This window comes from Noviherbaspirillum cavernae (assembly GCF_003590875.1).
Lineage (GTDB): Bacteria > Pseudomonadota > Gammaproteobacteria > Burkholderiales > Burkholderiaceae_D > Noviherbaspirillum > Noviherbaspirillum cavernae.
Map to the genome: position 1 here is coordinate 84,152 of NZ_QYUN01000003.1, position 20,452 is coordinate 104,603.

General features: G+C 62.6%; 18 protein-coding genes. 5 read left to right on the top strand and 13 right to left on the bottom strand.

Features of this window, described 5'->3' with window-relative positions:
• Window positions 1–127 precede the first annotated feature (127 nt).
• On the top strand, window positions 128–535 hold the full coding sequence (rnk, locus tag D3870_RS18955; protein ID WP_119742495.1) for a nucleoside diphosphate kinase regulator: 408 nt from the start codon (window positions 128–130) through the stop codon (window positions 533–535).
• A gap of 165 nt (window positions 536–700) precedes the next feature.
• On the opposite strand, the gene D3870_RS18960 is transcribed toward rnk, so the two are convergent.
• The 3 genes from D3870_RS18960 to D3870_RS18970 all read right to left on the bottom strand — a co-directional run bounded on the left by D3870_RS18960 (window position 701) and on the right by D3870_RS18970 (window position 3,517).
• On the bottom strand, window positions 701–1,108 hold the full coding sequence (locus D3870_RS18960) for a hypothetical protein (RefSeq protein WP_119742497.1): 408 nt from the start codon (window positions 1,106–1,108) through the stop codon (window positions 701–703).
• 206 nt (window positions 1,109–1,314) lie between these two features.
• Window positions 1,315–2,148, bottom strand: coding sequence for a class I SAM-dependent methyltransferase (locus D3870_RS18965; RefSeq protein WP_119742499.1), 834 nt, complete (start codon window positions 2,146–2,148; stop codon window positions 1,315–1,317).
• A gap of 541 nt (window positions 2,149–2,689) precedes the next feature.
• Window positions 2,690–3,517 (bottom strand): alpha/beta fold hydrolase, encoded by an 828-nt coding sequence (locus D3870_RS18970; RefSeq protein WP_340638455.1) that lies wholly within the window; start codon window positions 3,515–3,517, stop codon window positions 2,690–2,692.
• Between the two features lie 148 nt (window positions 3,518–3,665).
• Between D3870_RS18970 and D3870_RS18975 the strand changes: the two genes are divergently transcribed.
• Window positions 3,666–4,721: an AraC family transcriptional regulator gene (locus D3870_RS18975; protein WP_119742501.1), complete on the top strand. Its 1,056-nt coding sequence runs from the start codon at window positions 3,666–3,668 to the stop codon at window positions 4,719–4,721.
• A gap of 50 nt (window positions 4,722–4,771) precedes the next feature.
• On the opposite strand, the gene D3870_RS18980 is transcribed toward D3870_RS18975, so the two are convergent.
• Window positions 4,772–5,437, bottom strand: a complete 666-nt coding sequence (locus D3870_RS18980) for a hypothetical protein (RefSeq protein ID WP_119742503.1) — start codon at window positions 5,435–5,437, stop codon at window positions 4,772–4,774.
• Window positions 5,438–5,778: 341 nt separating this feature from the next.
• Here D3870_RS18980 and D3870_RS18985 point away from each other — a divergent pair, with 341 nt between their 5' ends.
• Both D3870_RS18985 and aqpZ read left to right on the top strand, forming a co-directional pair.
• Window positions 5,779–6,495, top strand: coding sequence for a glutathione S-transferase N-terminal domain-containing protein (locus D3870_RS18985; RefSeq protein WP_119742505.1), 717 nt, complete (start codon window positions 5,779–5,781; stop codon window positions 6,493–6,495).
• Between the two features lie 410 nt (window positions 6,496–6,905).
• Window positions 6,906–7,595 carry an aquaporin Z gene (gene aqpZ / locus D3870_RS18990; protein ID WP_119742507.1) on the top strand — a complete coding sequence of 230 codons (690 nt, stop codon included), beginning with the start codon at window positions 6,906–6,908 and terminating at the stop codon, window positions 7,593–7,595.
• Between the two features lie 29 nt (window positions 7,596–7,624).
• On the opposite strand, the gene D3870_RS18995 is transcribed toward aqpZ, so the two are convergent.
• From D3870_RS18995 to D3870_RS19005, 3 genes are all read right to left on the bottom strand, one after another.
• Complete coding sequence (locus D3870_RS18995; RefSeq protein WP_119743136.1) at window positions 7,625–8,695, bottom strand: MBL fold metallo-hydrolase; 1,071 nt, start codon at window positions 8,693–8,695, stop codon at window positions 7,625–7,627.
• A 378-nt stretch (window positions 8,696–9,073) separates the two neighbouring features.
• Complete coding sequence (locus tag D3870_RS19000) at window positions 9,074–11,191, bottom strand: hypothetical protein (protein WP_119742509.1); 2,118 nt, start codon at window positions 11,189–11,191, stop codon at window positions 9,074–9,076.
• 263 nt (window positions 11,192–11,454) lie between these two features.
• The gene (locus tag D3870_RS19005) at window positions 11,455–14,634 is read right to left on the bottom strand and encodes an AfsR/SARP family transcriptional regulator (RefSeq protein WP_119742511.1); all 3,180 of its coding nucleotides are present in this window, start codon (window positions 14,632–14,634) and stop codon (window positions 11,455–11,457) included.
• Window positions 14,635–14,943: 309 nt separating this feature from the next.
• On the opposite strand from D3870_RS19005, the gene D3870_RS19010 reads away from it, so the two are divergent.
• Complete coding sequence (locus tag D3870_RS19010; RefSeq protein WP_119742513.1) at window positions 14,944–16,128, top strand: hypothetical protein; 1,185 nt, start codon at window positions 14,944–14,946, stop codon at window positions 16,126–16,128.
• Between the two features lie 218 nt (window positions 16,129–16,346).
• On the opposite strand, the gene D3870_RS19020 is transcribed toward D3870_RS19010, so the two are convergent.
• The 6 genes from D3870_RS19020 to D3870_RS19045 all read right to left on the bottom strand — a co-directional run bounded on the left by D3870_RS19020 (window position 16,347) and on the right by D3870_RS19045 (window position 20,418).
• Window positions 16,347–16,964: a hypothetical protein gene (locus tag D3870_RS19020; protein ID WP_119742517.1), complete on the bottom strand. Its 618-nt coding sequence runs from the start codon at window positions 16,962–16,964 to the stop codon at window positions 16,347–16,349.
• Window positions 16,965–17,034: 70 nt separating this feature from the next.
• Complete coding sequence (locus tag D3870_RS19025) at window positions 17,035–18,327, bottom strand: RNA polymerase sigma factor (RefSeq protein WP_119742519.1); 1,293 nt, start codon at window positions 18,325–18,327, stop codon at window positions 17,035–17,037.
• Entirely contained in the window at window positions 18,324–18,752 is a 429-nt protein-coding gene (locus tag D3870_RS19030) for a YciI family protein (RefSeq protein WP_119742521.1), read from the bottom strand. Before D3870_RS19030 ends, D3870_RS19025 begins: the two co-directional genes overlap by 4 nt.
• Window positions 18,753–18,852: 100 nt before the next feature.
• Window positions 18,853–19,269, bottom strand: a complete 417-nt coding sequence (locus D3870_RS19035; protein ID WP_119742523.1) for a VOC family protein — start codon at window positions 19,267–19,269, stop codon at window positions 18,853–18,855.
• A gap of 75 nt (window positions 19,270–19,344) precedes the next feature.
• Window positions 19,345–19,770, bottom strand: a complete 426-nt coding sequence (locus D3870_RS19040) for a YciI family protein (protein ID WP_119742525.1) — start codon at window positions 19,768–19,770, stop codon at window positions 19,345–19,347.
• 111 nt (window positions 19,771–19,881) lie between these two features.
• Window positions 19,882–20,418: an SRPBCC family protein gene (locus D3870_RS19045; RefSeq protein ID WP_119742527.1), complete on the bottom strand. Its 537-nt coding sequence runs from the start codon at window positions 20,416–20,418 to the stop codon at window positions 19,882–19,884.
• Window positions 20,419–20,452 lie beyond the last annotated feature (34 nt).

Below are 20,452 nucleotides of genomic sequence, written 5' to 3' on the forward strand. Positions count from 1 at the left end.
ACCATTGAAATGCTTTCTTGCGAGTCATCCAGACTGACGCGTGTCGACGTGACTTGACGGCAACGTCAGGCAATTCAGGCCATACGCATTTTTCTGCGACAGCGCATGCTCACGAAAGAGGATAGCCATGAAACCGAAGATCATCATTTCATCGCTCGACGCCGATAGGTTGGAGCAATTGTTGGAGTCTCTTCCTGCTCACGCATTCCCGGGCAGGGAGGATCTGGAAGCCGAGCTCGCTCGCGCAGAAGTCGTCGATTCGAAAGAGATGCCGCCAACCGTGGTGACGATGAATTCGACCGTGCGATTCAGAATGGAATCGTCGTCCGAAGCGTTCACGCTGACGTTGGTATATCCGAAGGACGTCGATGCCAGTGGCGGCACCATTTCCATCCTTGCCCCTGTCGGCAGTGCGCTACTCGGCCTTTCCAAAGGCGATGAAATCGAGTGGCCGAAGCCCGGCGGCGGCGTGTTGCGGGTGCGGATCGACGATGTCACCTATCAGCCGGAACGTGCTGGCGAGTATCGGCGGTAGTTGCGCCGCCAACAAAGTCGTCGGTCTGCAAGGAGCGAGCGTCCATTTGCACGAACACGCTGTGTCCATGCTCCCTGTGGTGTCGCATCGCGACGATCAGCCCATCAGCATTTGCCGGTCAATCGCGGAGTGTTGGACCGGATTGTTGAAGCAAGCTTGCGCCGTTCAGTCATCACGAAGCAGGTCGTGCGCATTGAGGATGGCATACGCGATGTCCGGATTCTTGTCGAGACAACGGCGAATGGCGGCGGGAATCGACTGGCGGGTCTTTCTGCAAAGGCCGGGGCGTTCCACGATCTGGATGTTGAAGCCGCGCACGGTGCGCACTTCGTGCATGCCTGGCGAGATGCGAAGGTCGATGCCCAGTTGTTCCCGCATGCGTTCTTCGATGTGTTGCAAGTCGGCGTAGGTGGAAATGCTGTCGATGCGTGCGACGAGTCTTTTCTCTTCCTCGCTCGTCAGCCGCAGTATGCGCGTGTCGCCTTGCGGGTCGTCCAACAGGCGCTCGCGCTCGCATATGCAGGCGCCGGGCGGGCACTCCTTGCGGATTGGAAAGGGGACCGGTTGCAACATGGGGATCACACTGCGGAGGATGGGTTGTCGATCCTCCGAGTATCGTTTGCCGACGATGCGCTGTCAAACCTGTGTTTCCTCTTTCGTGGCATGACGAGGCGCGACGCGTGACGGCAGGCGATGTGCGGATGCGATGTCATCCGCACAAGAAAAACCCCGCCGTGGCGGGGTCTGCGGGTGAGCGGATGGATTGTTTGCAGTCGTCATCACTTCCGGTCGATCACGACTTCGAGGTACTCGCTTGGCAGCACCAAGGTGCTGTCGCCCGAACGGTTGCGGCTTTCCATGAGCGCCAGTAACTCCTTGGTGAAAGCGGCCTGCTTCTCGGCATCGAGCGCGCCGAAAGTCTTGTTCATCGGTCCGTAGTAGGTGCGGAACACGTCGAGAAAGTGTGCCGGCGAGCGGTAGCGGAAGACGAAGTCGCGGCTGGTCGTGCGGATCTCCCTTGCGGTTTCTCCGAAGAGCGCATCGAGTCTCGCCTTCGTGCCCCACAGTGCCGGTGATTGGACGCCTGGCGCGGGGGGAATGTACTTGCCGATGGTCTTGAACACCTGCCCGATGAAGCTTTCGGGCGTCCAGTTCGCCAGACCGATCTTGCCGCCGCTCTTGCAGACGCGTGCGAGTTCGGCTGCTGCTTTTTCCTGGTTCGGGGTAAACATCACGCCGAAGGTGGACATCACGACGTCGAATGATGCGTCGCCGAACGGCAGGTTCTCGGCGTCGGCTTCCTGGAACTGGATCGTGTGGCCCTCGGCCTGCGCGCGCGCTCGTCCGGACTCGAGCAGCGACGGTACATAGTCGGTCGACGTCACGTCGCACCAGCGGCGCGCGGCGGCAAGGGTGGCATTGCCGTTGCCGGCGGCGACGTCGAGCACGCTTGTGCCGGCGCGCAGGTCGAGCGCCTCGCACAGATTTTCACCGACGATCTGCAGAGTGGTGCCGACGACGGCATAGTTGCCTGAGGACCAGGCGGCTTGCTGACGCGTCTTGACTGCGACGAGGTCAATGGCGGGGGATGAGTTGGGAACAACTGCGGACATGGCTGTACTCCTGGTGACTTGAATGGGGATTGAATTCGTGAAGCTTGAACTGCCGGGGTGAGTCGATGTGCTATTCGGCCGGGCCGCCCCGTCTTCGACGCGACTCCACATGGCAATCACCCATTCCGGCTGTGTCACCGCTGGCCGTGAACCGAACCGCGTCGCAGACGCGGCTTCCTTTGCTGGCTTTTGCATTGCTCATGATGCATCTCCTTGGTGGTTTGCATTCGTCCTTCTGACGTCGTACTGCGGTAGTGCTGTGCGCAACGTGATGGACGGTGCAGACTGGCACCACAAGCACACTGCGAACTGCGAACTGCGAACTGCGAACTGCGAACTGCGAACTGCGAACTTCGAACTTCGAACTTCGAACTTCGAACTGCCGATGACGCGGGCCATCGTGGCCTGCGTTCCTGTTCGATACGGAACGCAGTGCCAGTATCGATCTCTAATCCTCTCCATGGAATGATCCGGCCCCCGCCTTTCTTGCCCGAGACGCCGGATATGGGATTGCCGTGATGCGCTCTTTCCGAACGGAGAATCAGGCCCGTTCGAGAAACCGTTCGATGACTTCATTCACCTGGTCAGGATGGGTAATCGGCCCCATATGGCCAAGCGTTTCAAACTCCACATGCTCCACACGCGGCAGCGCGCTCGTCAACAGGCGTGCCACCCCGTGTGCGGAGCGTCTTGAGCGCTTGCCCGTCATGTAGAGCACCGGGACATCGAGCTCGCGGAATGCCTTCAGGGGTGTGGGCTCGGTAAACAAGGCATGTCCCCATCTGCGCACATTCGTCACCGACGCGGCGATGGGCGGCTTGCGCGCCTCCGGCGTCTGCTTCCAGCTGCCATCGCCCATCCAGTAGTCGATGAAACGCTCGGCGGCTGCATCATGGTTTCCCGCGTCAAGAGCGGTGCCTGCGTCGGCCACCGCGTTGCGGATGCCATCGGCGTCGTTGGGTGCAGGCGTCTCCGCGTCGAGGAGCGCAAACAAGGTCGGCTCGTACAGGGCGATCGCACGTATGCGACCGGGATTCTCCAGGGCTGCCATCAGCGCGACTGCGGCACCGTATGAATGCCCCACCAGCGCAAACGGTGCGCCTGCCATGGCGAGGACCGGTTCAATGAACACGACTTCGTCCCCGAGCGTGACGGCTCGGTCCGAGAACCACTCCGGACTTTTTCCGGCACCGTAGGAATCAGGCGCGAGGACGTGAAACGTGTCGGCGAGACGATCCATCAATCCTCGCCATTGGCCCGAGGTGCTCGCGTTCGAGTGTATGCATACGACCCCGGGGCCGGTTCCTGCTTCACGGAAATAGGGTACGGGCTGATGCATGCATGCCTCCATTGCGAATACTGCCGACATACTGTCGACCGGGTTCCTGCCTTATGGCATTACTCGCATCCTTGTTCGATGCGGAGCACAATGCGAGTATCAATCCCTTGTCTTCCATATTGAATGATCAGGCGTCCGGTTCTTTTGACCGGGACGCCAGCTCTCGAAAGAAACGGCCATGGATGCCTTGTCTGATGTCTTGCGCGTCGTGCAACTCAGCGGTGCGGTCTTTCTCAACGGCGAGTTCACGGCACCGTGGTGCCTGATCAGCGAAGCCGACAGCGACGTCTGCGCCGCCTATCTGCCGCGCTCCGAGCGCGTGGTGTCGTATCACCTCATCGTCGAGGGTTCCTGCGTGGCAAGGCTGGTCGATGACGAGCATTCGGCGCTACGCGTAGATGCCGGTGAGCTGCTGGTGGTTCCGCAAGGGGATGAGCATTTGATGGGCAGCACGCTCGACATGACGCCCACGCGCGCCGCGCCGCTTTTGGCAGAGCATCTGGAGACGCTGCCGGGAGAAGTCATGCGCGTCATGTACGGCGGCGGCGGTGCGCCGACGCGCATCGTATGCGGCTTTCTCACCTGTGACGAAATGCTCAGCAATCCTCTGCTGGCTTCGCTGCCGCGCATCTTCAAGGTAGACGTGAGCAGAACGGTCGAATCGGCGTGGCTCGCGTCGGCGCTCGGTTTCGCCGCTGCAGAAGCGGCCGGACAGCGCGCCGGCAGCGCCACGGTGCTCGCCAAGCTGTCGGAGCTGCTGTTCGTCGAAGCCTTGCGGCGCTGTATCGATACGCTGCCGCAGCATGAAAAGGGCTGGCTTGCCGGAGTGCGCGACCGCTATGTCGGACGCGCCTTGTCGCGCCTGCACGCGCAACCCGCGCATCCATGGACCGTCGATGAGCTTGCGGGCAATGTCGGACTGTCACGCTCCGCGCTCGCGCAGCGATTCACCGATCTGCTCGGCCAGCCGCCGATGCAGTATCTGGCGCGCTGGCGGCTGCACACGGCGGCGCGCCAGTTGCGCAGCGGCCGTCAGTCGCTGGCCGAGGTGGCGGATGCAGTCGGATACGATTCCGAGGCCGCCTTCAGCCGCGCCTTCAAGCGCGAGTTCGGACTCCCGCCGGCGAGTTGGCGCACGAGCCAGGAACGAGAGGCGGGCACAATGGATATGAACGCCGTCTCGCGTATCGAGCGAGACGGGATGGCCGCGCAGGGATACGCGCGACGCTCGTAGGCCGGCGGCCAGTCAAGAAAACCGTTTGCGCTTGTTTCGTACGGAATCGTTCACGGCGCGACGTTCCTGCGGCCGCCGAGCGCCGCCTGCATGACCGCCAGCATGATCAGCAGCGGCAAGATCATCTCGAACGGCTCTTCGAACGATTGTCCGAGCGCCATGAGCCAGTCCGGTGCGATGTAACCGAAGACTTCCCGCAGCACGCCCAGCGACCGGTCGGCAAGTTTGGAAACGACGAGCGTGATGAAAAAGGTCAGTATCGTCACGGCCACCGGCTCCGCGCGACGAATCTGCGCGAAGAATCCGCGAGCGTGGGTTTTGGCGAGATACGCGATGGCCGCGATGATCAGCAAGAGAATGACCGCCGCCTCCACTTTCGCCAGCCACGGCGTGCCGCTGTTGGTCCAGAAGCGCAGCTTGAGCAGACTCATGTCCGCCAGCCGCTTGTGCAAGTCGAGTTCGCGCGCCGCCATCGCCGTCAGGATGATGTGCAGCGCCGCCGCGCTCAGGCGATTCAAGGCAGGAGGCCGGAACAGCCAGATAGCGATGATCGCCAGGTAATAGAGAAAGACAGTCGCGTTCTCGATCAAGCCGCTTTCCTCGAAAAGCATGATGGTCGTTTCGTAGGGAAGAAACAGCCAGTTGGTGAGCGAAATGACGGCAACGAGAAGAACAAGTTGTGGCGCGAATCCTGCCCGGCAAAGTAGTTTATCCATGGATTATTTCTTCTGGGGAACGTAAGCGTCCATATTACACGGGTCCATGCAGGCGCATTGCTCGAGGCGCAACAGCTTTGCATGGTTTTACAAGGGGTGCGTTAAACACGATAACGCGATGGCAGACGCAAGCGCGTGGCCACGCTGACGGGAAAGATCGGCATCGCCGCGCCCCACACCGGATGGCTTTACAGGCGGCTGAATGATTCCTGCACGGTCTTCTCGTCTCTTGCTCCCGGGCGCATCAGACAAACCTGACCGAGGCGATTATGATTCGTCCTCCTGGCCGACGAGCACGGCCGCCCGGAAGGGTTAGCCACAATTATTTTTAAAGGATGCACATGACCGATCTTTCCGCCTTTCCCATCACGAAGAAATGGCCCGCGCGGCATCACGACCGGATTCAACTCTATTCCCTGCCTACCCCGAATGGCGTCAAGGTGTCGATCATGCTTGAAGAGACGGGGCTGCCTTATGAGCCGCATCTCGTCGATTTCGGCACCAATGACCAGATGACGCCGGAATTTCTCTCTCTCAATCCGAACAACAAGATCCCCGCCATCATCGACCCCAACGGACCCGATGGCAGGCCGCGTGCCTTGTTCGAATCCGGCGCGATCCTGATCTATCTCGCCGACAAGAGCGGACAATTCATCCCGCAGGATTCCGCCGGCCGCTACGAAACGATTCAGTGGCTCATGTTCCAGATGGGAGGCGTCGGCCCGATGTTCGGCCAGCTTGGCTTCTTCAACAAATTCGCCGGCAGGGAATACGACGACAAACGCCCGCGCGACCGCTACGTTGCGGAATCAAAGCGCCTGCTCGGCGTACTCAACCAGCGGCTTGCAGGCCGGGACTGGATCATGGGCGAGACTTACACGATTGCCGACATGGCGACATTCCCCTGGGTGCGCAACCTGATCGGCTTTTACGAAGCCGGCGATCTGGTGGGCATTGCGGATTTTCCGCATGTCACGCGCGTCCTCGATGCGTTCCTGGCGCGTCCGGCAGTTGCACGCGGCCTTGAAATTCCGAGGCGGCATTCGACCGGCGCATAAGCGGGAGCGGCCATCTGCATCGTGCGCAAGGGACGGTGGATGCCGAGTTCTGGCAGCCCAATCACGTCAATGCATCGCCTGCCGACTTGCCGATCGGGCTTGCGGTCATTTCCGCTGTGCGGGGCATCTCAACTGCATACGGTCACACCAAGGTGTGGGCGGTCGAGACGGTCGCTGAAGGTTCCTGAAGGTTCCTGGCTACGGCCGCCATCTCGCAGCCTTGCATGACAGATCTTCACGAACTTGTTTGCCATCGCACAAACATCGGCGCTATCGGCCTTGTTAAGCTTCGCATGAAGGTGGCAGCAGCTTCACGTGAGCACTCATGCCATTGTCTGCTGGCATCCACGGCAAGCCCTTGGGTGCTGTCAGACGCTTTGGGAATTCATCATCACCATGAGGACGCGTTCATGAAGCAATACAGTGCGGAGTTTCTTGGAACCTTCTGGCTTGTTCTTGGTGGATGCGGCAGCGCTGTACTCGCTGCTGCCTTTCCGCAGGTTGGCATCGGTCTGCATGGCGTTGCGCTTGCCTTCGGCCTGACCGTGCTCACGATGGCGTTTGCCATCGGGCATATCTCCGGTTGCCATCTGAATCCGGCCGTCTCCGTGGGGCTCTGGGCAGGTGGGCGCTTCCCGGCCAGCAAGCTTGCTCCCTACATCGTGGCGCAGGTGCTGGGTGGCATCGTGGCCGGCGGCGTACTGTATGTCATCGCCAGCGGCGCACCGGGCTTCGATGTCTCCAAGGGCTTTGCCTCGAACGGCTACGGGGCGCATTCGCCAGGCGGCTACTCGCTGCTGGCGGGGCTGGTCAGCGAGGTGGTGATGACCATGTTCTTCCTGGTGATCATCCTTGTCGTCACCGACAAGCGTACACCGGCAGGCTTTGCGCCGATCGCCATCGGCTTTGCCTTGACGCTCATCCACCTCATCAGCATTCCGGTCACCAACACCTCGGTCAACCCGGCGCGCAGCACGGGTGTCGCCGTCTATGTTGGCGGCTGGGCTGTCGCCCAGTTGTGGCTGTTCTGGTTTGCGCCGATCGTTGGTGCGCTGCTGGGCGCGGTGACTTATCGCGCCATCGCCAGCGAGGACAGCTGACGACGCCGGAACCAGGCGCAGAACACCGGCTACGCCTTTCCTCCAACCACCGGATGCCCTTCCGCGCGCCAGCGCAGCATGCCGCCCGCGAGATTGGCGACCTGCGCGAATCCTGCGCGTTGCAGCAGCACTGTCGCTTGCGCCGAGCGCGCGCCCGATCTGCATACGGTCACGACCGGGCGGGTGCGGTCGAGTCGGTCGATGGATGTGCCGAGTTGGCCCAGCGGCACCAGGGTGGCGCTGGCGATATGGCCGAGCGGGCCATCGAACTCGCTCGGTTCGCGCACATCGACCAGCTGTATTGTTGCCGCGTTCTCTTCAAATGCGTCCGGCTGGATTTCGTAGATGCCGGCGAACGTGTAGGTCAGCGGCGCCCAGTGCTGCGCCGATGCCTTGTCCTGCCCGTCCGCCGGCTGGCCGGATTTCATGTTGGCGGGCACGGCGATGTCGATCTGCTTGGGATGCGGCAGTCCGAGGTTCTTCATGTAGCCGACGAAATCCTCTTCGCCGATGGCGATGCCCAGACGCGGATTGAAGCGCTTCTCTTCTTCCACGCTGGTGACGGTCAGGCCGCGATAGTCATGGGCGGGGTAGAGCAGGCAGGTGGATGGCAGCGTGAAGATCCGGCGGTGGACCGACTGGTACATCTTGTGCGCATCGCCCTGCTGGAAATCGGTGCGGCCGCTGCCGCGGATCAGCAGCACGTCGCCGGTAAAGGCCATGCTGCGGTCGTCCAGCACGTAGGTCAGGCAGCCGCTCGTGTGGCCCGGTGTGGCGCGGGCTTCGAGATGGCGCGCGCCGAATTGCACCAGATCGCCGTCCGCCAGATACCTGTCCGCGCCTTCGGCCTGGCTCGCGGCCGATACCGCGATCTTGCTGCCCAGTCGTTGCTTCAACAGCCACGCGCCGGTGACGTGGTCGGCGTGGACGTGGGTGTCGAGCGTGTAGAGCAGGCGCAGGTCCAGTTCGTGCAGGATCGCCGCGTCGCGTTCGACCTGCTCGAAGACCGGATCGATCAACACTGCTTCGCGGCTGTCGCTGTCGGCGAGCAAATAGGTATACGTGGAGGAGGTCGGGTCGGCCAGTTGGCGAAAGATCAGCATGATGGGTTTCCGGAAAGTCGATGAACGGAGTTTACAGTCGGAAGGAGATTTCTTCAGCGAATGGAACGGCGACTTATCGATATGCAGCACCGGATTCGAATGGCGCATTGCACATTGCAATGTTTTTCTGCCCCTAGGTAATGCAGTGTGTCATTCCTTTGACTGCGCTGGCCGGTTTTTGTTTTGATGCGCGAGGGAAAGCGACATCACATGCTTGCGCCGGACAGCGGCAAGAATGCGGCGCGGGAGGCGAACAGGAAGGGAGGATGCGGCGCGTCGCGAAAGTGGGCAAGCGCGGGCAAGCGCAAGGCTGCGCTGCCGGCAGAAAAGGCGCAGCGCTCAACAAGCGTGCGATGAGCGTTGCGCCTCCCTGCCTCAGATCACATCGTCCGCCAATGGCGGGTATTGCGGCGTTGCGCTGCTCCAGGTGATCGTCAGTCCGTCTTTCGAGAAGGTGTCGCCGATGAGGGTGAAGTCGGCGCCGTATTTCACCTGGACCGCCGTCAATGGAACCTCCACGATGCCGATGCCGGTTTCACGCTCGAATTCTTCCAGGCCTTGCAGCAAGCCGAAGTTCGTGCCGAACTTGTGCGAGTCGCTGCAACCCTTTTCCGTGAAGTCGGGTGCAAAACTGCCAAGTCCCAGGCCCAGGGCGCCCGTGCGTTTCGCGGTGTTCACCTTCAGGTAGGCGAAGATGACATGACCACCGGCATCCGGCAGGCCGGGATAGGTCATCGATCCGCTCCAGGTGATCGTGCAGTCCGGCGGCTGCGGATACGATCCGCTCGCCGTCAGGGACAGCGCAGAATCGGCGGTGGCGATCGCATATCCCGTTACGTCCCTGGGTTTCTCGGCCGGCGTGTCCCGGATCTTGCCGATATCGGCGCGATGGACAATCTTGGCCATGCCTTGCGTTTTCAGTCCGGGCCGGTCGACATCCTCGAACAGGTATTTCAGACTGGTCGTCCACTGCGACAGTTGGCGTATGTTGCTCTTGCGGTCGCCCACGCGCACGAACACCGGGCCGCAGGATCCGGCGCTGCCGGGACGTTCCAGCTTGCAGAAAATGCGATCGGGCTTCCAGCTGACGACAGCGGCCTCGACGCCGCCGATGACGACCTTGCCCTCGATGGAGCCGAAGTCGCCGATCAGCATGAGCTGGTCGGTCAGCTCGATCGGTTTCACCTCGCGGATGCCGGGTGCGAGGATGTGGCTCTTGTTTTCACTCGGGCGCGGCAGGGCGATCAGTTTTGCACCCTTGTGCGGATCGATGTCCAGTTTTTTCGCAGCCATGTCTTCCATCACCTTGTCCCACGCGAAAGCCCGCTGCTCCGGGCTCTCGGGCGAGTCTGCATTCGCGCCGATGAGACGGTCCACGAAGTAGCGCGGCGCGCGGTAGGCACCGACATTGGACACGGTCTTGGTCCAGCCCAGCACCACGCCGGCACCCTTGTCGTGGCAGGCATTGACGAAGGCGGCGGCGGAATACACCTGCGGATTGGCAACGTTGCAGGCGTTGATGAAGACGATGCTGTCGGCTGCGAACTGCCAGTACTTCTCGACGAACTTGTAGGTGATGCCGTAGCGGCACTCCATCACCGGAACTTCTTCATCGCCCTCCATGATGACGTCACCGGTCGATGTGGTGAAATAGGTCAGGCGCAGGTTGTCGAGGTCGTCGCGGAAGTCGGGCATCTTTTCCAGCAGGTCGCTGACGGCGGTGGACGACCAGATGCAGTAGAGCGCCACGCCTGTCTTGTCCTTGCCGGTGTAGGTGGCTGCGCCGCCGTGCGTGTTGATGTAGAAGAAGCCGTCGCCGGTCACTGCGCGCAGCGTGGATATGCGGGCATCGCCCTCGACGCCGCCGCGAATCTTGTATCCGCGCAAGGCCATCCAGGCGCTTATGTCGTTCACTGTCGATTGTCCCGGAAAGTGCTGGCCGAAGGCGTGCATCAGGCGCGCATTGACCGAGGCGGGCAGTTCCACCGGCGTCGCCGCGAGCGATGCGGCGCCTGCGGCATGCATCTCGCCCGCCATTTTCGGCATCGGCGCGCCGTCGGGATCGGGCGCGCGATTGTTCGCAATGATGTGAACCCGCCCGTCGGTGAAGATGCCCCACGCCGACAGTGTTTCCTCGTCCACGCCGGCTGCCGCGTATTCGGGGCGGCCTGCCATGAACGCGCTCACGGCATTGAGTCGATCGAGTTCGGTCATGCCGCCGGCAGACAGGCTCTGGTATCGCGCCTGAACGGCATCCAGTGCGGCGATGCGCGCGGCGGCATCGATGCTGCCGCCGGCGCTGCCGCCAGCACCGCCATCGGAACCGGGATTGCCGCTTCCGCCATCACCGCCGCTTTCGCCTCCGCCGCCACACGATGCGAGCGTCGGCAAGGCCGCCGCCATTGCGCCGGCCGACATCCATCCGAGGAAAGCGCGCCGCTCCAGTGGCGGACGGTCCTTGCCTGTGCCTTGTTCTTGAGCTTCTTTTTTCATCAACGTCGATCTATAAAAAAATGGAGAGCGTCCTGCGGCGATTACCGGGCTGCAAAGACGTGCGATCAGACTCGTCGCGGCTGGCTTGCATGGATGGAAATGAGCGCCTTGACGGCCTCGGATGCTTGCCCGATGCGGGTTTGTCGTGCGGACGGAGCATAGTGCCGCGGCACTTACAAATGGATTACAGATGAGGGAATGGCTGCCGCTTGCGGCGCATGCGCGCAGGGGGGCGAAGTGGCGAGGCGGCGGATTGCCGGGACTTATTTCAGGTCGAGCACGGCGGCCAGGTGTTCCGTTTCGGCGGAGGGTTTGCGTCCGAGGACGATGGACAGCGTGTCGCGGCAGCGGCGATAGGTGCTGAAGGCGGCGGCAGGATCGTTCTGCGCGTGGGCGCAGCGCATCAGGCCGCGATAGACCGTTTCGGCCAGCGGTTCGGCTTCCTGCGCGCGCAGGTAGAGGCGATGCGCAAGCGCCCATTCGCGCGCCTGTTCCAGCCGCTGTCCGAGCTGTTCCACCGCCGCCAGGAAACGGCCGCGCAGGCGCTCACGCGCAGGCAAAAGCCAGCTGTCTTCCTCGCCGTCGCAGAACGGACCGCGGTACAGGTTCAGCAGCATGGAGGCCAGGCGGTTGACAACATGGCCGCTCGTGCCGTCGTCCAGACGACCGCACTGCTCGCATATCTCGATCAGCGCGGCGACGTCGGACCATACGCGGGTCTCGGCCAGCATGATTTTTCCTGCGGCGACCACGACTGCCTCGTCGTTGTCGAGCAGCTTGCGCAGGCGGTGCACGTTGATGTTGAGCGCGGCCTTGGGATCGCTGGCATCGGGCCAGAGCCGAACTGCCAGCGATTGCTGCAATTGGCCGGCATCGCCGGAGGCCAGCAATGCCTTCAGCAGCATCAAGGGGCGCTGCTGCGCCTTGCCGCTCGCCGCGACGCCGCCGCCCGCGAGAGACAGTTCGAACTTGCCCAGGCAGCGCACGACCACCGGCCATGGCCAGTCCGGCGTGACGCGGTCGGGCGCGGCCAGTTTTTGCCGCGCGATGAGGCCACGCACGTAATCGACCTCGATCCCTTCGCGCAAGGCCAGTGCAAACAGGCTGCGCGCCAGATGCGGATAGGAGGCAAAGGTGACCGACAGCGTGGCGTCGGGACGGCGCAGCTCGGCAAACAGTTGCCTGAGGATTTCAGCCGCCTGTGCTTCGTCATTGCGGAACAGGGAGGCGCAGGCTCGGACGAACAGCTGCGCATTGCGCGCATAGTCCTTGTTGTAGCCATGCATGTCCGCGACCGCTTCGGCACATTGCTGTTCCGCCGCCGCATAGTCGCCGGCCTGTACGTGGCAGCAGGCGAGCGAGACGTGCAGCTGGCAGCGCGTCGTCGGACTGACGGCGGCATCCGTCGCGAGGTCGAGCGCGGTTTGCGCCAGGGGCAGCGCCGCCCGTATGTCGCCGCACTGGGCGAGATAGCAGGCCTCGATCGAGCGCAGATACACAAGGTCGAGCTTGCGCGCCGACGGCAGCGAGCGGCGGAGGTCGCCCAGCAGTGCGGCGGTCGCGGCGAGATCGCCCGCGCCCAGCAGGCCGATCGCTGCTCTGAGGTTGAAATGGATCAGCAGATGGTCGAGGCCGAATTCGGTCGCGAGCCTTCGGGCATTGGCGACCATGGTTTCGGCGGCCGGGTAATTGCTGTCGAGCTGGTGCCGGAAGGACGCGGAGCGATACCACCAGATCCGGTGGAAGGGGCCGATGGCCGGGTCGTCGGCGTGCCGGTCGAGCGAGGCGGTCAGTTCCCGCGCGGCGACGATATCGGTCGTGCTGAAATAATCCAGCAGGAAGGTGCCGGCGGCGAGTTGCTCGGTGCGGTCGTCGACCAGCGATATCGCCTTCAAGGCGCGCTCGGCGCTTCGTGCCAGCGCGGGCGAGTCGGGCGCGGTAAAGAACAAGGCCAGGGTGAGACGCGAATGGATTCTGAGGTCCGTCAGCGGGTCCAGTGTGGCGGGATCGAGCTGTGCCAAGCCATCGAGCATCACTTCGGCCCACTCCCGGAGCGCGCTGAAGCCCGCCCATTCGTAGGTGTAACTGTCGATGATCGCGGCGACGGTCAGGAGGCGTGCGCGTACGTCGCCGCCGGCGTGGAATGCCTGTTCAGCCTGCACCAGAAATTGCCGTCCCAATGCAGGATCGACGTGATTCAGCGAAGCGCCCTGCCAGTGCCGGAGCCAGGGTTCGGCCTCGACCATGGCCGGCGGCAGCCAGTGCAGCCATTCGCGCCATGTCTGGCCGCGCCCCGTGGTCAGCATGTCGCTTGCACGGTGCAGCAGCAGGCGCGCGAGCTGTGGCCAGGCACGGGCCTCGTGATAGAGGCGGGCGGCCTCGTCGGTGCGGCCTTGCGTGTCCGCGATCGTGGCGGCGCGTTCCAGCAATGCGGCGCGTTCGTCGGCGTCAAGCCGCTGCCGGGCCTCGTACTGCAGGAATTCGCGGAACAGCGCGTGGAAATGATAGGTGTACGGCGCCGGACCGCGGCGATCGACGAACAGGCGATGCTGGAACAGCTGGCTCAATATGCCGGAAGCCGCCGAATCGCCGGTCAGCAATTGCGCATCGCTGGGAGAAATGCCCGGCAGGCTGGACAGCAGCAGCAGCGAGTGCTGCCATGCGCTCGGCATGCGTTCCAGAATCTCGCCGGCAAAATAGCGGAACACGGCCTCGCGTCCTTCGAGCAGCGGCACATCGGTCTGTCCCAGATGCTCGGCCAGATGCTCGCGCAGCATGACGATGCCGGCGGCCCAGCCATCGATCTTGTCGAGCCAGACCTGGCGGTGAGGGCAGTCGATGTCATCGAGTTGCATCAGCGCGCGCGCTTCATCCGCATTCAGGCGCAGCTCGTTCCAGTCGAGCGTGACCAGCAGCCCGTGCACCTCGAGTCGTGCCAGACGCGCGGGCGGCGCATCCCGGCTCAGGGCCAGCACCGTGACTCCGTAGGGGATTTCGCTGAACGCGATTTCCATCAATTCGCCCGAATTGCTCCAGTCGAATTCCTGGATGTTGTCGAAGACGACGACCGCGCCTCGCGGCAGGCGTGCATAGAAGTCGCGGAAGAACAGACGCGCGATGCGCACCACGTTGCCCTCCAGTTCGGGCGCCAGCCAGGGCAGGGCAGGGCCGGCACCGCGCACCGCCTCGCTCAGGAAAAAGAAGAAGCTGGCGGGATCGGCATCACCCTGATCGATCTGGCACCACACGGAAGGCACTTGTGCGGCGGCCAGATAGCTGGCGGCGAGCGTGGTCTTGCCGGCACCCGGCGGCGCGGCGAGCCAGATCACCGCATGCGTCTTGCACAAGGCGTCCAGACGCGCAAACAGACGCGTGCGCGGCACCGCTTCATGCACGCGCGGCGGCGAGAGTTTGGCGTAGGTGGGCGAGCGGTCGGGCAGCATGGATTCTCGGTGCGGATTCTTTTACGGGGGGCGCCTGGCGCGGTATCCGGTGCGGCATCCATTCTCAAGCTGCCGAATTTCAGCCGGATATCGTCAATGGTCTTGTTGTGTTGTCCATTCGTGACATTGACCCGGGGACACGGCCTGCGCGGCATGATGTCCATGGCGAAATATTATATCTGTACATCATCTGTAATCCCGCCCGCCATAGGCTTCGTTCCCGGAATGCATTTCATCAGTTGATCAAATCAGCCCGCGCGCATGAAGGGAAGCAGGTCGCGCCGGTTCGTCTGTCGAGAGTTCTTTCACATGAAGAAGAAAAAGCAGGATCCATGGAAGGTCGTGATCCCGACCGAGACCGGATTGCGCGGGCTGAAGCGCCGCATTTTCCGCAACGCCTGCCACGAGAAGGGCGCGGGTCTGGTGCCGGGCTGGACCAGGTCCGTGTCCCATGTCGGCGCCTGCCGCGCGCGCGTGCGACACGCCGCAGTCCTCATGCGAAGCACCCTGCTGTTGCCGCTGTGCGCGCTCGCCGCTTGGGCATGCGCCGCCGACCAGGTGCCTGTCGTGCCTGCCGGCGCGGATAAGCGCTTCGAACTGGCGCTTGACCCCAGGACGAAGATACAAAATCTCAAACCGGTGCAAGTCGCGCAATTTCGCCAGCGCGTCGATGGCCTCGTCAGTTACCTGCGCACGCTCGGTGCAGTGACCGAGCCGCCGCCGCCCTTGTGCATGCGGCTGAGTTCGTGGATCGAGATGGGGCTGGGCCGCAATGGCATGGCGCAAGCGGTGCTCGATACGCATCTGCCGATCGGTTTCACCAACGGCAAATGCCATCGCATGACCGGCACCGGCGTCGGCTATGCGATCAACCATGACAGCGTCCTGTTCCTGAACGATTTTGCACACGCGAATTCGAGCGATGACGAGCACCGCTATTACGTCCTGCCGATCGAATCGCAGCAGGGCCGCATCACGCGCTTCAACGACCGCAGCATCATCCTCACACGCGGAGAAATCCTGCCGTGGCGGCAGGTGCCGCGCCAGCGTTATCTTCAGCAAGTCGTGCCGCGTATGGAAGCGGAGATGGCGAAGCTGGAGCAGGTCGATGAAGCCTTGCGTGAGCTGGCCATCAGGCAGGGGCGCAAGCTGCATGCGCCGTCCGCCGCCGAGCTGCGCTCCAGGCAGCAGCGGCGCGACCTGCTCGCTCGCATGAAACGCGAACTCGCCAGCGGCGAGGCGGCGCGCAGCATGGCGCCGGTATGCATCGACTTGACGGGGCAGTTGGCCGAAGGCGGCTGCAAGGCGGACCGGATGCTGGTCGAACCCAATCCCGATTACTGGAAAGGCCTGGCACCCGACCGCATCGCGCTGATCGTGATCAGCACCATCAAGCGCCAGGTCATGCAGGAATCGAACGAGAAATATGCCGCGCGCATGCGCATCTACAACAGCCTGGATCTTGAGCGCATCGTCACGATGCTCGACAACTGATGATCAGAATTCGTTTGATGAATCCCGGTGCCGTCCCGGCGAAGAAGGAAGTCCTGCGTCGTTTCCCGTACCGACATGGCACCGGATTTCCCCTGGCAGGGCGCGTTGCTGCCAGCAAGCGGCAACGTTTCCGCAGGCGGGCGGCGTACCGTCTGGATTTCGTGCTGGCTGTTCGCGGGACCGATGCAAAAAGCGCATGGCTTCGCGCATAACTTCGCTTAACCGTAAGGCTTGGAGTTGCTGTCCACCATCACTTCCGCCGTGCTGAGATAGCCTTCGACCGGATCGACGTCTTGTTTGCGCTCCACGCGATCCGGCGACTTGAGCAGATTCGGCGCGATCTGTTCGAGCAGATCGGCGGGGATGGATTCTGCGCCTGCTTCGACGATTCGCAGTTGCTCTTGCGGCAGATCAGCCTTGCCGTCCCGCATTTCCTGCGCCAGTGGCGTGAAGTGCGTCCGCGCAACATCCATCAGCGCCGCCCGCATGCGCGCCGACGACGCATTCCACTGCGCTTCTTCGGCCATGCCCGCGTGGTCAATGACAGGCAGTTCGGTATCGCCGGAGCCGGCCTTGACCAGTTTGAAGGGATCGAATCCGGCTTCCAGCGAATACGTGAGAAAGCGTTCGTGAAACTCGGTGTGCTGCGTGCCGTCGAGCGCGAGCGCGTGAAAGGAGGGGCCCGCGCCTTCGTTGTAGGCGTGCGCGCCTTCCTGCGCCAATGCTTGCAGATCGGCCCAATCGAAGCTCGCAGGATTGTTTTGCCAGCGTTCTTGCAAATCCGCAAATCTGCCGATCAGCCGGTTGATCGTATTGGGGTCGTGCCGCTTGTTCATCGTGGCTTCTCCAAATCAGATTGGGCGCGCGATCTGCAAAAACGTTCAACCGCAATGCACGGGATTTTCCTTACGGCAGCGATTTCGCATCCATTGCACATGCATGCGCGCGTGTCAGCAGCAAGTGCTGTTCGCGCACGTTGTGCGTCAGCGTGGCGGCACGTTCGAATTCGGTTCGTGCCTCGTCGTGGCGGCCGAGCTTGCACAGCAGGTCGCCGCGTACGCTCGGCAACAGGTGATAGGCCTTGAGCTGCGGCTCCGCCGTCAGTGCATCCACCAGTTCCAGTCCCGCCGCCAGTCCATAGGCCATCGCGATCGCGACCGCGCGATTGAGCGCGACGACGGGCGAGGGCGCCAGCTGTCCGAGCGCGTCGTACAGCGCCGCGATGCGACCCCAGTCCGTTTCCTGCGCAGTGCGCGCGCGGGCATGGCATGCGGCAATCGCAGCCTGCAATGCATACGGTCCGAGCGCACCGCCATGCTGCGCAGCGCGTTCGAGTGCGGCCAGTCCGCGGCGGATCAGCAACTGGTCCCAGCGTGACCGGTTCTGTTCCAGCAGCAGGACCGGCTCGCCGCCGGGGCCGATGCGCGCAGCCGCCCGCGATGCCTGGATTTCCATCAGCGCGACCAGTCCGTGCACTTCCGGTTCGTCCGGTACCAGCTCGGCCACGATGCGACCCAGGCGCAAGGCTTCCTCGCACAGCGCCGGACGCATCCAGTCGCCGCCGCTGGTGGCGGCATAGCCTTCGTTGAAAATGAGATAGAGCACGTCGAGCACCGACGACAGCCGCGTCGCAAGCGCATCCTTGCGCGGCACTTCGAACGGCACGCGGGCCTCGGACAGCGTGCGCTTGGCGCGCACGATGCGCTGCGCGATGGTCGCTTCCGGCACGAGGAAGGCGCGCGCGATTTCCCCGGTGGTCAGGCCGCCCAGCAGGCGCAGCGTGAGCGCCACGCGCGCGTCGGCAGACAGCACCGGATGGCATGCGGTGAAGACGAGGCGCAGCAGATCGTCGCCGATATCGTCGTCGAGCGCGGCATCGATTGCATTGACGGCGTGTTCCTGCCGCAGCGCCTCCTCGATTTCAAGTTCGTGGCCGAACTCTTCATGCTTTGCCTGGTGCAGCTTGCGTTGCCGCAGATGATCCAGCGCGCGGTTCTTCGCGGCGGTCATGAGCCAGGCGGCCGGCTTGTCCGGCACGCCTTTTTCGGGCCACTGCTCCAGCGCAGTGACGAGCGCATCCTGCGCAAGCTCTTCGGCCAGGCCGACGTCGCGCACCATGCGCGCAACTCGGGCGATGATGGCGGCGGATTCGATCCGCCACACCGCGTCGATCGCCCGATGTGTACCGGAGTCGGTCACGCGCCTTGATACTGGCCGTTCTGCGTCTGCATCTCGACGAAACCGGCCGCCGCCTTCTGCACGTCGGGCGGAAAGTCGGCGAATTCCTGCACCTGACGGATCTCGATCATTTCGTTATCCGAGGCCGGGCAGCGCGAAGCCCATTCGATCGCCTCCTCCTTCGAGCGTACCTGGATCATCCAGTAGCCGCCGAGCACTTCCTTCGCTTCGGCAAACGGCCCGTCGGTCACCGTCGGCTTGCCGCCGGAGAAGCTGACGCGCGCACCCATCGACGGCGGATGCAGGCCGTCCAGCGTGAGCAGCACGCCGGCCTTTTGCAGGGTTTCGTTGTACCGCATCATCACTTCAATCGCCTTGGCGTCCGGCAGAGTGCCCGGTGCCACGCTTTCGTATCCCTTGGGAATCATCAGCATCATGAATCGCATGTCGTCTCTCCTTTTTCGGGTTGGGAGCGGGGCGGCTGTCCCGCTACCTCACTTCAACAGTACGACGATCGAGACCGGCCGAAATCGACAGCCGAAACCATCATTTCGGTTCGACGATGATCATCCAGCCCAGGCCGAAACGGTCTTCCAGCATGCCGAAAGTTTCGGCAAAGAAGGTCTTCCCGAGCGGCATCGTCACCTTGCCGCCATCGGACAGCGCCTTGAACCATTGCTCCGCCCTGGCGGCATCGGGCGCAGTCAGCGACAGCGAAAATCCGCCGAATTCCGGTTGTCCACTGTTGCAGCCGTCGGATGCCATCAGGGTGGTGTCGCCGATGCGAAAATTCGCATGCATCACTTTCTCTTCGGAGCCGGGCGGCACCATGCCGGGTTGCGGCGGTTCGGGACTGTCCTTGAAGCGCATCAGCACCTCCACCTCGGCGCCGATCGTCTTGCGGTAGAACTCGAGGGCTTCCTCGCAACGGCCGTTATAGAACAGATAGGGTTGAACTTGCATGGCAATCTCCTTCTTGATGTTTGAGGGATGGTTTGAGGGATGTTGCAGACAGCGTGCGCGCAACCGCTTGCGACGTCAGCGCCAGGTTGCTGTTTCGGCGCGCAGCCGCTCTTCCTGCGCGCGCAATTCAGGCGTGAATTCCGCGCCGAAATCCTCGGCCTCGAATATCTGACGGATCTCGATCTCGCTTTCCGCACCGGTCGGATTGGGGCAGCGCTTGACCCATTCGATCGCCTCTTCCTTCGACTTCACCTGCCACAACCAGTAGCCGGCGATCAGCTCCTTCGTCTCGGCGAACGGCCCGTCGATCACCGTGCGCGTATCGCCGGAAAACCGGACGCGCGCGCCCTTCGAACTCGGATGCAGTCCCTCGCCGGCCAGCAGCACGCCCGCCTTCACCAGCTCTTCATTGAAGTTGCCCATCGCGGTCAGCAGTTTTTCGTCAGGCATCATGCCTGCCTCGGTGTTCTTGTCAGCCTTGATGATGATCATGAATCGCATCGCATATCTCCTGTCGGGTTGGGTTGGAGAGCATGGGAAATTCCACGGCTCTGATTGCACGACGAACAAGGCGGCGGAAAATCGACACGGGCCGCGCATATTTTTTACAGCTTACTTCTCCGCAAGAACCTTCAGATCGGCAAGACCAACTTCGAAGTCCTTGCCTACCATTTTGTCCATGTCGAAGAACAGATGCATGATCCTGGCCAGGTAAGGTGCGGGTCCTTGCATTGACCAGGTGACTTCGGTGGCGTCGCCTTGCGGTATCAGCGTGAAGTCCACCATGTTGTGGGCCTCGAATGGCTTAATGAAGTCCAGTTTGATTGTGACCTTGGCGGGCGCAGCGGATTCCGCGATTTCCATCCGGCCCTTGCCCACCTCGCCATTGCCTTCCCATGCATACGCCGCGCCCTTGCCGCTGGCAGCGCCGCTGTAGGTGCGCTGCATCGCCGGGTCTTTCTTGTCATACGGCGACCACACGCTGAAGCGGCGCAAGTCGTTGATGTGCGGGAAGATTTTTTCCGGCGTTGCCTGGATGCTTGTCGTACGCTGGACGCGGAAGGTGTCCGGCCGGGTTGCAGCCAGGGCGAGCACGATGACGACAATGCCGACAATGCCGACAAGCGAGATACCGATGATTTTCAACATGAATGCCTCCAGTGTGTTTGATGCGGAAATGTCG

Excerpts from the sequence above, each read along its gene's own strand:
- rnk (WP_119742495.1), top strand. The coding sequence starts at position 128 with ATGAAACCGAAGATCATCATTTCATCGCTCGACGCCGATAGGTTGGAG.
- D3870_RS18960 (WP_119742497.1), bottom strand. The coding sequence starts at position 1,108 with ATGTTGCAACCGGTCCCCTTTCCAATCCGCAAGGAGTGCCCGCCCGGC.
- D3870_RS18965 (WP_119742499.1), bottom strand. The coding sequence starts at position 2,148 with ATGTCCGCAGTTGTTCCCAACTCATCCCCCGCCATTGACCTCGTCGCA.
- D3870_RS18970 (WP_340638455.1), bottom strand. The coding sequence starts at position 3,517 with ATGTCGGCAGTATTCGCAATGGAGGCATGCATGCATCAGCCCGTACCC.
- D3870_RS18975 (WP_119742501.1), top strand. The coding sequence starts at position 3,666 with ATGGATGCCTTGTCTGATGTCTTGCGCGTCGTGCAACTCAGCGGTGCG.
- D3870_RS18980 (WP_119742503.1), bottom strand. The coding sequence starts at position 5,437 with ATGGATAAACTACTTTGCCGGGCAGGATTCGCGCCACAACTTGTTCTT.
- D3870_RS18985 (WP_119742505.1), top strand. The coding sequence starts at position 5,779 with ATGACCGATCTTTCCGCCTTTCCCATCACGAAGAAATGGCCCGCGCGG.
- aqpZ (WP_119742507.1), top strand. The coding sequence starts at position 6,906 with ATGAAGCAATACAGTGCGGAGTTTCTTGGAACCTTCTGGCTTGTTCTT.
- D3870_RS19000 (WP_119742509.1), bottom strand. The coding sequence starts at position 11,191 with ATGAAAAAAGAAGCTCAAGAACAAGGCACAGGCAAGGACCGTCCGCCA.
- D3870_RS19005 (WP_119742511.1), bottom strand. The coding sequence starts at position 14,634 with ATGCTGCCCGACCGCTCGCCCACCTACGCCAAACTCTCGCCGCCGCGC.
- D3870_RS19010 (WP_119742513.1), top strand. The coding sequence starts at position 14,944 with ATGAAGAAGAAAAAGCAGGATCCATGGAAGGTCGTGATCCCGACCGAG.
- D3870_RS19020 (WP_119742517.1), bottom strand. The coding sequence starts at position 16,964 with ATGAACAAGCGGCACGACCCCAATACGATCAACCGGCTGATCGGCAGA.
- D3870_RS19030 (WP_119742521.1), bottom strand. The coding sequence starts at position 18,752 with ATGCGATTCATGATGCTGATGATTCCCAAGGGATACGAAAGCGTGGCA.
- D3870_RS19035 (WP_119742523.1), bottom strand. The coding sequence starts at position 19,269 with ATGCAAGTTCAACCCTATCTGTTCTATAACGGCCGTTGCGAGGAAGCC.
- D3870_RS19040 (WP_119742525.1), bottom strand. The coding sequence starts at position 19,770 with ATGCGATTCATGATCATCATCAAGGCTGACAAGAACACCGAGGCAGGC.
- D3870_RS19045 (WP_119742527.1), bottom strand. The coding sequence starts at position 20,418 with ATGTTGAAAATCATCGGTATCTCGCTTGTCGGCATTGTCGGCATTGTC.